General features: G+C 70.3%; 11 protein-coding genes and 1 pseudogene. 10 read left to right on the top strand and 2 right to left on the bottom strand.

Annotated features, from left to right (window positions below; genetic code table 11):
- Positions 1-10: 10 nt before the first annotated feature.
- Positions 11-451: an NUDIX hydrolase gene (locus J2S66_RS33900; RefSeq protein ID WP_310312920.1), complete on the bottom strand. Its 441-nt coding sequence runs from the start codon at positions 449-451 to the stop codon at positions 11-13.
- A 318-nt stretch (positions 452-769) separates the two neighbouring features.
- Between J2S66_RS33900 and J2S66_RS33895 the strand changes: the two genes are divergently transcribed.
- Together J2S66_RS33895 and J2S66_RS33890 are read left to right on the top strand one after the other, a co-directional pair.
- Positions 770-1,012, top strand: a complete 243-nt coding sequence (locus J2S66_RS33895) for a helix-turn-helix domain-containing protein (protein WP_310312917.1) — start codon at positions 770-772, stop codon at positions 1,010-1,012.
- A 105-nt stretch (positions 1,013-1,117) separates the two neighbouring features.
- A pseudogene (locus J2S66_RS33890) lies at positions 1,118-1,447 on the top strand (tyrosine-type recombinase/integrase); the annotation flags it as partial.
- Positions 1,448-1,474: 27 nt separating this feature from the next.
- On the opposite strand, the gene J2S66_RS33885 reads toward J2S66_RS33890, so the two are convergent.
- On the bottom strand, positions 1,475-1,855 hold the full coding sequence (locus tag J2S66_RS33885) for an AAA family ATPase (RefSeq protein WP_310315291.1): 381 nt from the start codon (positions 1,853-1,855) through the stop codon (positions 1,475-1,477).
- Between the two features lie 562 nt (positions 1,856-2,417).
- On the opposite strand from J2S66_RS33885, the gene J2S66_RS33880 reads away from it, so the two are divergent.
- From J2S66_RS33880 to J2S66_RS33845, 8 genes are all read left to right on the top strand, one after another.
- On the top strand, positions 2,418-2,762 hold the full coding sequence (locus J2S66_RS33880) for a hypothetical protein (RefSeq protein ID WP_310312914.1): 345 nt from the start codon (positions 2,418-2,420) through the stop codon (positions 2,760-2,762).
- 290 nt (positions 2,763-3,052) lie between these two features.
- Entirely contained in the window at positions 3,053-3,577 is a 525-nt protein-coding gene (locus J2S66_RS33875) for a YbaB/EbfC family nucleoid-associated protein (protein ID WP_310312913.1), read from the top strand.
- Entirely contained in the window at positions 3,571-3,906 is a 336-nt protein-coding gene (locus J2S66_RS33870; protein ID WP_310312909.1) for a hypothetical protein, read from the top strand. Before J2S66_RS33875 ends, J2S66_RS33870 begins: the two co-directional genes overlap by 7 nt.
- Entirely contained in the window at positions 3,903-5,201 is a 1,299-nt protein-coding gene (locus J2S66_RS33865) for a hypothetical protein (RefSeq protein WP_310312906.1), read from the top strand. The genes J2S66_RS33870 and J2S66_RS33865 overlap by 4 nt, the downstream gene beginning before the upstream one ends.
- Positions 5,198-6,397 (top strand): hypothetical protein, encoded by a 1,200-nt coding sequence (locus tag J2S66_RS33860; protein WP_310312903.1) that lies wholly within the window; start codon positions 5,198-5,200, stop codon positions 6,395-6,397. Before J2S66_RS33865 ends, J2S66_RS33860 begins: the two co-directional genes overlap by 4 nt.
- Positions 6,398-6,698: 301 nt before the next feature.
- Positions 6,699-7,184 (top strand): transposase, encoded by a 486-nt coding sequence (locus J2S66_RS33855; RefSeq protein WP_310312900.1) that lies wholly within the window; start codon positions 6,699-6,701, stop codon positions 7,182-7,184.
- A 298-nt stretch (positions 7,185-7,482) separates the two neighbouring features.
- The gene (locus J2S66_RS33850; RefSeq protein ID WP_344956659.1) at positions 7,483-11,304 is read left to right on the top strand and encodes a WD40 repeat domain-containing protein; all 3,822 of its coding nucleotides are present in this window, start codon (positions 7,483-7,485) and stop codon (positions 11,302-11,304) included.
- A gap of 71 nt (positions 11,305-11,375) precedes the next feature.
- Positions 11,376-13,340, top strand: coding sequence for a WD40 repeat domain-containing serine/threonine protein kinase (locus J2S66_RS33845; protein WP_310312895.1), 1,965 nt, complete (start codon positions 11,376-11,378; stop codon positions 13,338-13,340).
- The last annotated feature ends 256 nt before the right edge of the window (positions 13,341-13,596 follow it).

The following is a 13,596-nucleotide window of genomic DNA, read 5'->3' as shown; positions in this document are numbered from 1 at the left end:
GCCTCACTGGTTACCGAGCCCAGCCTCGGGCACTGAAGGGGGTGGCGGTGCGGTAGGCGTGGATGCCGGCGGCCGGGTAGTCGATGAGCCGGTCGGGCAGGGCGTCGAGGGGGAACCAGCGGACCACGGAGCACTTGTCGGGTTCCCGGTTGGTCGGCGTCCCGCCCCAGTGGCGGGTCTCGAAGAAGAGGCCGAGGCGGGGTTCGGGGCCGGATCCGTTGACGTGCAGGGTGTGCACCAGGCGCAGGTCCGCGGGGTCGGCGTGGACGCCGACCTCCTCCTCCGCCTCGCGGACAGCGGCATCGAGAACGGACTCGCCCGCGTCGAGCTTGCCTGAGGGCAGGTGCCAGAGGCCGTCGAAGAGCGGGTTGGTGTCGCGGCGGCGGGTGAGCAGGACGTCGTCGTCGCGGACGAGGAGGACGTGCACGTCGATCAGGTGTCGGTCAGCCATGGATCCTCGCCGGTTGCTCACGCGGCCTGGAACCCGATGCAGCTTACGAGGCATGTGACTCTCGGCGTGCACTCGGTCGCTGATTGTCCGGTCCGTGTCGTTCATGTTGCTGATCCAGACCTGGACAGAGGGCGCTGAGCAGCGGTTACGAGGCGCGGTACCAGTTCGGTAAGCGGTTGGTACCCGCCTTACGGGCCGGTCCACACGACCGGTTGGACGGAAGTCGACGAAAAGATCTTGTCGGCGCGTGTCCCCCAACGGTCCTTATTCCGGAGTTAAGGGGTGTCATCGCACCCTCGACCACCTCCGGAGGGCCCCGTGCCTCAACCAGACGCCGACACCCACCGCCTGCTGCACACCCTCGCCGAAGCGGCGGCCCTGCTGGCCGTCCGCGAGTCGTGGCTTCGCCGCAAGGCAGGACGCCGGGAGATCCCGTGCACCTTCCTCGGCAGGCACCTGCGCTTCTCCTCCGACGACCTCGCCTCGATCGCCCGGACAGGCGCCCGGCCCGCACGCTCCACCCGACCACCGAGCAGCCGCACCAAGTCCTTTCGAAACTGACGAAAGTTCTTGTGCCGCAACGCTTGCATTGCTCGACCACAGGAGCGTTCATCCTCCTGTCACACCGTGACCACCACACCACCACCGAACGAAGGAGCAGCACACATGGCCTGGGTGGAGCAGTCGGGAAGCAACCACTGGCGCGTCCGGTTCCGCCGCGACGACGCCACCATCGGGTCCATCCCCGGTTTCAGGAGCGAGAAAGCCGCCCAGGACCACGCCAACGACCTCGAATCCGACCAACGTCGCGGCACCTGGCTCGACCCCACCGGCGGACGCACGACCGTGGAGGAGTGGCTCACCGACTGGTGGGACGCGCTCGACGTCGACACCCGCACCGAGGACAACTACCGCAGCATCGTGCGCAACCACATCACGCCCTATTGGGGCGACACCGCCCTGGCCGACATCACCAACCTCAAGGTCCAAGCTTGGGCCAAGCAGCTGCGCGCCGGACGCCTGTCACCGGTGACCGTCGCCGGGTTCGTCAAGCTGCTGTCCCAGATCCTCACCGATGCCGCCGAGGACAAGCTCATCGTCGCCAACCCCATCCGGCCCCGACGACGCGGACGCCGCAACCACGCCGCCCGCATCCCCGAGAAGGTCTGGGCCGAGCCCGCCGAGTGCGAGGTCTTCCCACTTCGTCCGCCGGAACCCGTGCTCGCCCACCTCGATGATGTCGGCGCCCGGCGTGGCGGCCAGGACCGGCGAGTGCGTCGCGCAGATCACCTGCGCCCCCGATTCAGCGAGGTCGTACAGGAGGTTGACCAGCCGTAGGCAGGACGTGAACGACAGCGCCGCCTCGGGCTCGTCCGTGAGGTAGAAGCCGGGTTCACGGACCATGTTCGCCAGCACGGTGAGGAAGCCCTCGCCGTGGCTCATCTCGCTGGTGTCCTCTTCCCAATAGCCGCGCATCCCGCTGACGACTTCCACGAACCCGAACAGGTCAACACCCAGATGGAGATTCCAGAACGGACGGCGCGATATGCGGTTGCACCTGCCGACAGCCAGGAGGAATGGTCGGTCATCACCGAGGACACGATCACAGCGAGCTCCCTGTAGCGGGTTGGCAGCCACCCATGATGCCGAGACCGCTCCGTCGCACTGGGAGATCGGCCGGTGTGGCGGATTCACGAACGAGTTGTCGGAGAAGGCCGCCGCCGCGGACCTCTCGCCGGACGAGATCAACGCGTTCATCCGCTGTGCCGGCGTCGGGATCGGTGCACGGCACTGCCAGGGCATACCCCGGCGGGCCCTGGGCTGCGGGACCCGCCGGTCACGAGGTCTGATCGAGGGGGTACGCGGTCTCGGAACAGGTGAGGAGCCCTCGGGCCGCCCATCCGCATGGCCGGGTGCCCAGGTGCGGCTTCGGCGATCACCGAGGTGTACGGAGCACCGTCACGCGGTGGATGTCGATGGCGGCGACCTGACCGGTGTAGCCGACGAGCTCAGCCGGCAGGGCGGTGTTGTAGCCGGCAACGGTCGCCAGGACGCGGTCGCCGGGTCGGGTGCCAAGTTGGCCGAGCGCCGTGGCCCGACGGCGGGCGCGGAGGTGCAGCTCGCGGGCCTGCTGCTGGGCTCGCCGGGCTTGATGGCGATGGACTTGTTGGCGCAGGCGTTCTGCACGGTGGCGTCGGGTACGGGCAAGTGGCGGGCACACGGTACGCGGCGCGTCCCGGTCGGTGGCCAGTCGAACCGCTTCTTCGGTCATCGCGGGGTGGCGCGGCTCCGGCGGCCGATCACGCTCTGAAGCAGCGTCCTACCGTATGAGTGACGACTTCGCCTGACAGCGGAACCCTCGCTCTGCCATCATCGCCTACCGGCTGGAGGAGCGAGGGGAACACGGGGCGTCATGGCCGAAGAAGCGGCGGCATGCGGGCCGAAGCGGGCAAGCGGATCAGCATCGTGGCCGAGACGCCTGGCGAAGCTCTGCACAGCGGTAGCACCACGATGGCAATTCAGGCTCCTGCCAACGACGGAAATGGTGCTTACGGCTGCGCCGCATCGTCGGCGTGTTGATCCCCCCATGAGGAGGGCTTGATGACCGACCCCCACCGGATGATCGAAGATTACGAGAGCCGCACGTCGGCCCTCCTGGAGCGGGCTGAGGAAGCCAAGGCCAGGATCGCCGAGCTGGCCGGTTCCGCCACCAGCTCCGACGGCGCGGTGAGCGTGAGCGTCAGCGCGGGCGGTGCCTTGTTGAGCCTGTCGTTCGGTTCCAAGGCCGACGACATGCCGAAGGAACGCCTGGCCGCGCTGGTGATGTCCACGGCGAAGCGCGCCCAGGCGCAGGCCGTCGGCCGGATCGCCACGATCATGGCTCCGGTGGTCGGTGACAACAGCGACGCGATGCGTTTCGTCCAGGAGCAGATCCCGTCGATCGACGTCTCCGACGAGCACACCGGCGAGCCGCAGCCGCAGCCGCAATTCGTGGTGAACGAGGAACAGCAGGACGTGGTGGCGACCCGGCAGACGCCACCCGCCCGGCCGGTGCGTCGCCCGGTCGAGGACGACGACACCGATTACGACCAGCGCGGCCTGTTCAAGAAGGACGGTGGTTGGTGATGTCCGGCGGGTACCAAGTCGACCTCGCGGTGCTCGAAGCGCACGAGCGCGAGCTCAAGGCGCTCATCGCGGGACTCCCGGACGCGGCGGACGCGGCGTCCGACTACGTCGGCAACGTGCAGGCATGGGGCGTCGTCGGCCAGTTCTTCGCGCTGGTGATGAAGAACTGGACGGACGACGCGAGCGAGTACGTCGGCACGGTCAAGCAAGCGGGCGACGCGGTGGTGGAGCGTTTCGCAGGCATGCGCCAGACCTACGCGGACCAGGAAGAGGCCATGGCGCAGGCGTTCGGGAAGCTGCGTGAAGGCCTGGACGGAGCCAAGCCGTGACCGACGAAGACCCGAAGGACATCGCGGAGCTGAACCCGCTCAACGCGACCGAGGGGTTCAAGGCCGACGACCTCACCGGGTTCTCCAACTTCGACAGCCCGACCCAGGCATGGGACGCCTCCGGCATCTTCGGCAGCGCCGCCAACACGATCTACGACGGGGTCAAGGGCGACTGGGGCGCCGTCGCCGGTGACCTCGCCGGGGTCGGCATGGATTTGCTCGGGTTCGTGACCAACCCGCTGGGCAGCCTGCTGTCCGCGGGCATCGGCTGGCTCATCGAGCACATCGGGTTCCTCAAGGAAGGTCTCGACCTGCTCGCGGGCGACCCGGACGCGGTGAACGCGATGGCGACGACGTGGAGCAACATCGCCAAGCGCATGCGGGAGACCTCCGAGAAGTACTCCGGCACCCTCGACACGCTGAGCGGTTCCCAGGGCGCGGCGATCGACGGCTACCGCAAGGCCGTGCAGGACTTCTCCACCGTGGTCGCGGGCGGCGCCGATCACGCCACCTCCGCCGCCCAGGCCATGACCGTGGCCGCGTCGGCCGTCGGCATCGTGCGCGGCGCGGTCCGTGACGCCATCGCGACGTTCGTATCCAACGCGATCATCAAGTTCGCCGCGGCGACCGCGCTGGCACCGGTCACGTTCGGCGCGTCCCAGGCGGCCTTCATCGCCGACACCGTCGCGCAGGGCGCGATCACGGCAGGCAAGAACGCCAAGAAGATCAGCAAGGTGGTCAAGCAGCTCGAGAAGGTCGCCGACGACGCCAAGAACTCGCGGAACATGATCAAGGGCACGACCAGGAACCTCGAGAAGACCGTCACGAACTACAACCGCGACGCCGCGAAACACGCCAACCAGGCGCTGAACATGGCGAAGAAGGCCCAAGCGGGCAACCTCGACGCGGGCGACGCCAAGCGGTTGGAGGCGCTCGGCGAGCAGGGCGAGAAGCTGAAAGGCGACAAGAAGGACGCCATCGACTCGCTGGCGGGCACACGCAACGACAACCTCCGCGACCGCATGGGCACCGGCGACCCCCGGCTGGACAACGCCGGCGACGTGCTCGAACGAGAGATCTCCCTCGGGCCCGGCCGGCCGGAGGTCGGCCTCCCGAACTACCCCAAAATTCTCGGCAACGCGGCGGTCCAGGAGTGGAGCGACCAGACCCACCGCGAGGCCGATGCCCAGGTCAAACAGGACGCGAAGGACGAAGCCTGGCGGACGTACTGGGAGGAGCAGCGCGGGAACGCGGGCAGGACGGACCGGTTCCAGCGCATGGAAGGCGACCTGTGATCGAGGCGTTCGCGCGCAGGACGGCCGGGCTGGTCCTGGTCACCCTCGGCGCAGTGATACCGGTTGTCGCCTATACGCGCCTTGATGCGTGGGACGCCGAACTCGCAGGTCAAGCTGATCCGTCCTCGACCGGGCCGGGCGAAATACTGTTGAGCGGCGTCGGTATCTGGTTGATCATCGGCACCGGACTCTGGTGGCATCGGCACCGCACGACGATGTGGCCCATCTGGGCCCGCTGGGCGGCATTCCCGGGTCTGTTCCTCGCGGTCTTCACCTGCCTGTCCATCGCGGAGAAGAGGAACGCGCCGGTCGCGCTCGCGATCGGCCCGGGGTTGATCGCGGTCTCCTGGGCGTTGAGCGAGGCGGTGCGGCTGGTCATGACCCGCCCCGTCACGGACGGGTTGATCGCGTCGAGACTCGAGATCCCGTTCCGTGTCAGGGGTCTCAAGGCGCGGTTGTGCGTTCAGCACGACAGACTTGTGCTGGACAGCCTGACCTCACGCCGGAAGCGGTCACGTGACGCCATCGCGGTGCCGTGGCAGGCGCTTCGGTCCATCGAGCTGGTCGACGTCGAGCAGGAGACGGTCTGCCGGGTGCTGGTGTTCTCCGGTCTGCCGGAGGCGAACGCACGCGAGTTCGACGTGACTCCCGGTCCCGCGCTGCACATCGTCGGCACCGCACGCGAACTGCTCGTGCCGGTCACGCATGGGGTCGAACGTGCCGTTCTGCGTGCGGTCGAGGCGCGATCAGCCGACGTGGAAGTCGACGAGGGCGAACTCGCCGAGGACGAGTGGCGGCGGAAAAGCGGTGTCCGCCGGACCAACGCGCTCACCCGCACCCAGCGTCATGCCGGCGTCCACTACCGCACCGACTACCGACCGTACCGCCTGATCCCCGTCGCGGGTTTCCTGGTAATGCCACTCGTCGCCTTGTCGGGCATGGCGCTGGCGCTGGCCACGGGATCGACGGAGTGGCAAGAACAGTTCTACGTCGTGGACGGGGTGGTGAACCCCTGGAACGTCGCGATCCTCGCTGTTACCTCCATCGGGTTCCTGTACGTCCTGCACCGCTTGGTAGTGAAAAGCTTCCTGAGCTTCATGGAGGGGCAGAACTACATCGAGGCGTACCCCGAACCTCCTGCCCGAGCGAAGACCGGGACCGTACCAGGCTCCGGCAAGCGCAAGAAGAAGCGATGACCTGCATCTATCCCTACGAGGCCCGTCACTCCTGGCTCCCTGGCCTCGTGCTTGTCGGAGGAGATCCGTCCGCGCAGGCCAGGCCGCCTGTTGGGGCGTTGCCGAGGCCGCCCAGTCGCTGGTGCCGGCGCATGTCGGAGTCGGTTATCCAGACTTGTGCGCTCTGCATTCCCTGACCTGCGTGAATGGGCCTTATCGGCAAGTGCAGGGCGAAGGTGCTCATCACCTGGGTCCCCACCGTGCGGCGGGCACGCCATAACCCGACCGGGCCGCGGTTCACGCGGGGTCCGACGACCACGGGTTGGGGCGGTCGCGGGGCGGGTGGACCAACAAGCTGCACCTGGCCTGCGAGCAGGGCTGCCGTCCGTTGTCGTTGCTGGTCACCGCCGGGCAGCGCGGTGACAGCCCGCAGTTCACGCCGGTGATCGAGCGGATCGCGGTGCCCCGGCACGGCGGCGGCTGGGCCAGGACCCGGCCGGACCGGGTCCTGGCGGACAAGGCCTACAGCTCCAAGGCCAACCGCGCCTACCTGCGCGACCGCGGGATCAAGGCGACCATCGACCAGCCCCGCGACCAGGCGCCCACCGCAAGGCCAAAGGCTCCCACGGTGGACGGCCACCCACCATCGACAAGGAGATCTACCAGCAACGCCATGCCGTCGAGTGCGGTATCAACCTGCTCAAACAGCACCGTGGCGGGCACGGCGCTGTACGTGCTGCACACCCCTGGCCGCGCCCTGCGCGTGCTGCTTCCGCGTGCGGGACGCGGGTGTCACCTTCACCGGTGACACCCTGTTTCAGGGCGGACCGGACGCGACCGGCCGGTCCTACTCGGACATCGGCACGATTGTGGATCCCATCAAGACCCGGCTGCTGGTCCTGCCCGAGGACACTGGTCCACGCCGGTCACAGCGACGACGTGATCATCGGTGCGGGCGCTGGGCGTGGACGGCTTGTCCTGAAGGACGCCCGGAACTTCCGGACTCGTACCACCGGATCGCCCAACCCGCATTAGAGCGGACATCGCAGCTTCGATCACTGCCACACTGCCGGAGTACGGACGATCGAGGGCGGGCGATTGGCACGATGAATCCTGGAGAGGGCTCGACACCGGTCTCTCCGAACGGGGGAATTCACCAAGAGGGGCAGGCTTCCCACGGGGGCGCCGTCTACCAGGCTGGCCGGGACCAGAACTTCTACCACGGCGACGGGGTGAACACCCGTCGCCGTACGGTATCTGAACAGATCGTAGACGAGTGTCCCTATCCTGGGCTGGCCGCGTTTGAGCCGGAGCAATCGAGGTGGTTCTTCGGTCGGGACGGGTTGGTCACCGAGCTGAACACCCGCCTGGACCTGCGGCTGCGCGAAGGCGGGATCCAGGTCGTGGTGGCCCCGTCCGGCGCGGGCAAGTCGTCGCTGCTGCGGGCGGGTCTGCTGCCCGGGCTCGACCGGGGCTCGCTGCCCGGCTCACGCAAGTGGCCCAAGCTGCTGTTCACGCCCACCTCGGACCCGCTGGCGGCCTTCGCCGAGGCGATCGCGCGATGGACAGGGGACGACCCGGCGGCGGCGGCCGCCGAACTCGCCGACGGGCGACTGACGATCCTGTCGGATGCGCTGCGCAGGCCCGACGGCGATCCGGACGCGCGGGTTGTAGTCGTGGTGGACCAGTTCGAGGAACTGTTCACATTGTGCTCGGACGACCAGCAACGGCACGCTTTCATCGACCTTCTCGCGGAAATCGCCGACCCCGCGAAAGGCCCGCGTGGACTGGTCGTGGTGGGCGTTCGGGCGGATTTCTACGCGGCCTGCGTCAACCAGCCCGCGATACGCACGGCGTTGCAGGACTCGCCGCTGGTCGTCGGCCCGATGTCGCAACCGGAGTTGCGTGAGGTGATCCTTTTCCCGGCGCAAGCGGTCGGCCTGGACGTCGAACCCGGCCTGGTCGAGGTGCTGCTGCGCGACCTCGGGGTGGCCACCGAGGGCTACGAGGTCGGCCGACTGCCGCTGCTGGCCCACGCCCTACGGGGCAGCTGGCAGCAGCGGCACGGTGCCACGCTGACCGTGCAGGGCTACCGAGACACCGGCGGAATCGAGCACGCCATCGCCACCACCGCCGAGCGGACGTACACCGCGCTGGACGACGACGGACAGCGCGTGGCGCGGTGGATCTTCCGCCGGTTAGTCAAGATCGGGGACGGCACCGAGGACGTCCGGCGCCGCGGCCGGCTGGCCGAACTGCTGGACGCCGCCGGCTCCGACCACGCCACCGCCGCGGCGGTGGTGGACGCGTTCACCGGTGCGCGGCTGCTCACCCGGCAGCAAGACAGCGTGGAGATCACCCACGAGGCCCTGCTGCACAGCTGGCCCCGGCTCAAGACCTGGATCAGCACCGACCGCGTCGGCCGGTTGACCCACCAGGACCTGGAGGAGTCCGCCGCGGCCTGGGACCGCGCGGACCGCGACTCTTCCCTGCTGTTCCGGGGCAGCCGGCTCACCACCACGCAGGCGTGGGTCGACAGCGCGCTGCCCGGTGAGTTGAGCCCGCTCGGCGACGCATTTCTCATGGCCTGCTTGCGGGCGCGCACACGCGACGCGCGGCTGCGAACCGGGCTGATCGCCGTCCTCACAGCGCTCGTCGTGGTCGCCTCGACCGCGGCCGTCCTCTTCTTCCAGGAGCAGCGCGAAGCCGTCCGGCAGCGCGACCTCGCCGTCTACAACCGGGTCCTCGCCGAGGCCGACCAGCTCCGCGGCTCCGACGTGTCGCTGTCCGCACAGCTCCACCTGGTGGCCCACCGGATCCGACCGGGCGACGAGACCGCCAGCCGGCTGATCACCGCCGCTAACGGCCCGCTGTCCACCCCGCTGACCGGGCACACCGATCGGGTCACCGCGGTGCGGTTCAGCCCGGACGGGCGCACGCTGGTCACCGGCGGCATGGACGAGACCGGGTCCACGCGGGTGTGGGACGTCGCCAACCCCACCCGCCCCGAGGCGTTGGGGCGATCCGACGGCGAGTTGTCCACCGCCGCCCACTCGTTGGCCTACAGTCCGGACGGGCGCACGGTGGCCACCGGCGGCCTCATCGGGCTGGTGCGGTTGTGGACCGTCGCCGACCCGACCCGCCCCGCGGTGCTGCGCGAGCGGCTGGCCGAGCCGAACGGGTGGCCGGGCCAGGCCGGCATCATCGTCGCACTCGCGTTCAGCCCCGACGGCCGTTTTCTGGCCGCTGCCAGCGAGTCCGGGACGGCGCAGCTGTGGAACGTCGCCGACCCCGCGCTGGCGCAGTCGCCCAGCGAGGTCCTCGGCCACGGAGACTCGGTCCGGGCGGTGGTGTTCAGCCCGGACGGGCGCCTCCTGGCCACCGGCGGCGACGACGCAACCATCCGGCTGTGGGACGTCACCGACTACGCCCGCCCGGCGCTGGTGGGCACGACACTGCGCGGCCACGCCGGCACGGTGAACTCGCTCGCGTTCAGCCCGGACGGCAGCACCCTGGCCAGCGCCGGTGCCGACTCCACCATCAGGCTCTGGGACGTCACCGATACCACCGCCGTCACCACGCTCGGCGCAACCCCACGCAGCCACCTCAGCACCATGGCCAGTTCCGTGGCCGCGGTGGCGTTCAGCCCGGACGGGCGCACGCTGGCCGGCGGCAACAGCGATTCGACCGTCCAGCTGTGGAACATCGCCGATCCCGCCCGGCCCAAGCACCTCGGCAGCCCGCTGAGGGGCCATGTCGGGACCGTCGGCTCGGTGGCGTTCAGCCCGGACGGGCGGACGTTGGCCACCGGCAGCCTCGACCAGACCGTGCGGCTGTGGAACCTCCCGGGCACGGTGCTGACCGGTGCGTCCGCCACCCCCTACTCGGTGGCGTTCAGCCCGGACGGCCGCACGCTGGCCACCGGCACAGGCGAACCCGGCGTGCGGTTGTGGGACCTGTCCGACCCCACCCGACCGGCCCCGCTGGGCAGTCCGCTGACCGACGTGGGCGAGGCGGTCGTTTCGGTGGTGTTCAGCCCCGACGGGCGGACCCTCGCCACCGGCGGCGGCGACGCGGCGGTGCGGTTGTGGGACGTCTCCGACCCGGCCCGGCCGACACCGGTGGGCGAACCGCTGGCCGGGCACGAGCACTCGGTCAACTCGGTGGCGTTCAGCCCGGACGGGCGGACGTTGGCCACCGGCAGCAGCGATTCCGCGACGCTGCTGTGGGACATCTCCACTCCCGGCCGCCCGGCGCCCACGAGCTACCCGCTGGCCAACGACGCCGACGCCACCCGGCTGTCCGGCCGCAGCGACGCCATCTTCTCGGTGGCGTTCAGCCCGGACGGTCGCACCGTGGCCACCGGCAGCAGCAATTACACGGTGCGGGTGTGGGACGTCGCGGATCGGGCGCGGCCCGTGCCGATGGGCCCGCCACTGACCGGCCACACCCAGACGGTCATGTCGGTGGCGTTCAGCCCGGACGGTCGCACCGTGGCCACCGGCGGCGCCGACGCCACCGTCCGGCTGTGGAGCCTGGCCGACCCCACCCGACCGGCCCCGCTGGGGTCGCCGCTGACCGGCCACAGCCAGACCGTCCTTGCAGTGGCATTTAGCCCGGACGGGCGCACTCTCGCGACGAGCAGCGCCGACGCCACCGTCCGGCTGTGGGACCTGACCGACCCTACCCGGCCGGCCCCACGGGGATCGCCGCTGACCGGCCACACAGACGCCGTCCGCGCGCTGGCGTTCGGCCCGGACGGCCACACCCTGGCCACCGGCGGCAGCGACCTGTCGGTGCGGCTGACAGAGCTGGACGTGGAGCGGGGCGTCGAGCGGATCTGCGCCGTCACCGGGAACACGCTCACCGCCGGGGCCTGGGACCGGTACGTCGGCGGCGACCTCCCCTATGACCCGCCCTGCGGCTGATCAGGGAGGGTGCCGGTGGGCCGCGATTTCAGCGCACGAGCACGTCGCCGTCGTCGTCGGAGGAGGTCGTCATGAGGCCGCTGGAGAGTTCGGACCCGGACCGGGTCGGGCCGTACCGGGTGGTGGCGGAGGTGGGCAGGGGCGGTCTGGGTCGGGTGCTGCTCGGCGTCGGCCCGGACGACCGGATGGTCGCGGTCAAGCGGGTCCGGGCGGAGCTCGCCGAGGATGACGGGTTCCGGGCGCGGTTGCGCCGCGAGGTGGAGGCGGCCCGCCGGGTGTCGGGCCCGCGTACCGCCGCGGTGGTCGACGCGGACGCGGACGCGCCGGTCCCCTGGCTGGCCTCGGAGTTCGTGACCGGCGTCGCGCTGCGCGAAGCGGTCGATGCCGCGGGCCCGCTGCCCGGGGGAGCCGTGCTGCGCCTGGCAGCCGAACTGACTGCCGCGCTGGTGGAGGTGCACGAGGCGGATCTGGCGCATCGGGATTTGAAGCCGGCCAACGTGCTGCTCACCGCCGATGGCGTGCGGGTGGTCGACTTCGGGATCGCGCGGGCCGCCGACAACGAGGGCGGTGAGGGCGGGTGGTCGGCTGGCTCGCCTGGGTTCATGTCGCCCGAGCAGGCGCAGAGCCAGCCCACGACCCCGGCCTCCGACGTGTTCTCGCTGGGCTGCCTGCTCGTCCTGGCGAGCACCGGTGCCGGGCCGTTCACCGGGGCGTCCGCACCGCAGATCCTCTACGACGTGGTGCACGGCGACCCCGACCTGGGCGGCGTGCCCGCGGCGGTGCGGGGACTCGTCGAGCGGTGCCTGGCCAAGGACCCCGACGAACGGCCGTCCCCCGACCGGCTGGTGGCCGAACTCGCGCCGCACGTCGATGCGTCCACGCCGCCGTGGCCGGCCGGGGTGCTGGAGCTGATCGCCCGTCGGCAGGCCGAAGCGGACGAATTCCTGGACACGACGGAGGAGCGGGCGGTCGAACCCGGTGCCGCGGTACCCGCCCGGCCGACCCGCTGGCTCGTCGAGCGGTTGGCGGTGGTCTGTCTCGTGGCGGTCGTCGGCGTCCTCGCGTGGGTGCTCTGGCCGACGTCGGACCCCTCAGGCACCGCGTCGGAGGCGGGCTCGGCCGGATCAGGCAGCGTGGCGTTGGCACCGGTCGCCGAACTGGCCGGGCACACCGACACCGTCATCGACGTGGCGTTCAGCCCGGACGGGCGATCGCTGGCCACGGCATCCCAGGACGGGACTGTCCGGCTCTGGGACCTCACCAGCCACCAGCAGGTCGGGCCGCCCTTCGAGGGACCGGTGTCCGCGCTGGCGTTCAGCCCGGACGGGCGCACCCTGATCACCGGTGGCGCGGTGGGCACGCGGCTGTGGGACGTGGCCAGTCGCCAGCAGCTCGGCGAGTCGCTGGTCCCGGTCGGCGACGTCCTGCAGAAGCCCGTGCTGGACGTCGCGTTCAGTCCGGACGGGACGGTGTCCGCAGACGGCGGCATGATCTCCGGCACCCGGCTGTGGGACGTGGGGACGCACCTGCAGATCGGCGAGACCCTGCCCGAGAAGTCCGTCTTCGGCCTCGCGTTCAGCCCCGACGGCCGGACCCTGGCCAGCGGCGGCATGGACGGCGCATGGCTGTGGGACGTGGGCACCAGGCAGCAGATCGGCGAGCCGATCACGCGTGAGGGCATCGTGTTCGCGGTGGCGTTCAGCCCGGACGGCCGCACCCTGGCCACGGCCGGCGACGCCGTAACCAACGGCGTGCGGCTGTGGGACGTCGCCACCCGGCAGCAGATCGGCGAGCCCTTCTCGCAGGGGGTGTCCGAGGTGGCGTTCAGCCCGGACGGCCGCCACCTGGTGACGGTGGGCGGTAGCGCCGGCGGGGAGAACGTGGTGCGGCTGTGGGACGCGGGCACCCGGCAGCAGGTCGCCGAGGCGCCGGGCGAAGGGGTGCTGAGCGTGGCCATCAGCCCGGACGGCCGACACGTGGCCGCACCGGGCAGCGGCAACCTCGCCCGACTGTGGAGCCTGACGGGCGGCAGCTGACGCCACCGGGCTTGGTTCACCGAAGTTCAACCCACGCCGAACTCGGTCCGCCACCGGATCGGCCCGCCACCGAGCTGAGCCACTCCACGGGCTCGTCGGCGGCCACCAGCCGCAGCGCTTGGCCGAGCAGGGCCACCTGCGATAGGACCAAGTCGGGTCATCGGCTTGTACGTTCCGGTTGAACTGGAACACTTCGTGTCAGGCGACCTGCGGTTTCCGCGCTACTTGAGCACCACGTCGCAGCGACCCTTCCTGG

The organism is Saccharothrix longispora (genome assembly GCF_031455225.1).
Taxonomy (GTDB): domain Bacteria; phylum Actinomycetota; class Actinomycetes; order Mycobacteriales; family Pseudonocardiaceae; genus Actinosynnema; species Actinosynnema longispora.
This window is presented reverse-complemented; position numbering and strand designations above follow the sequence as displayed.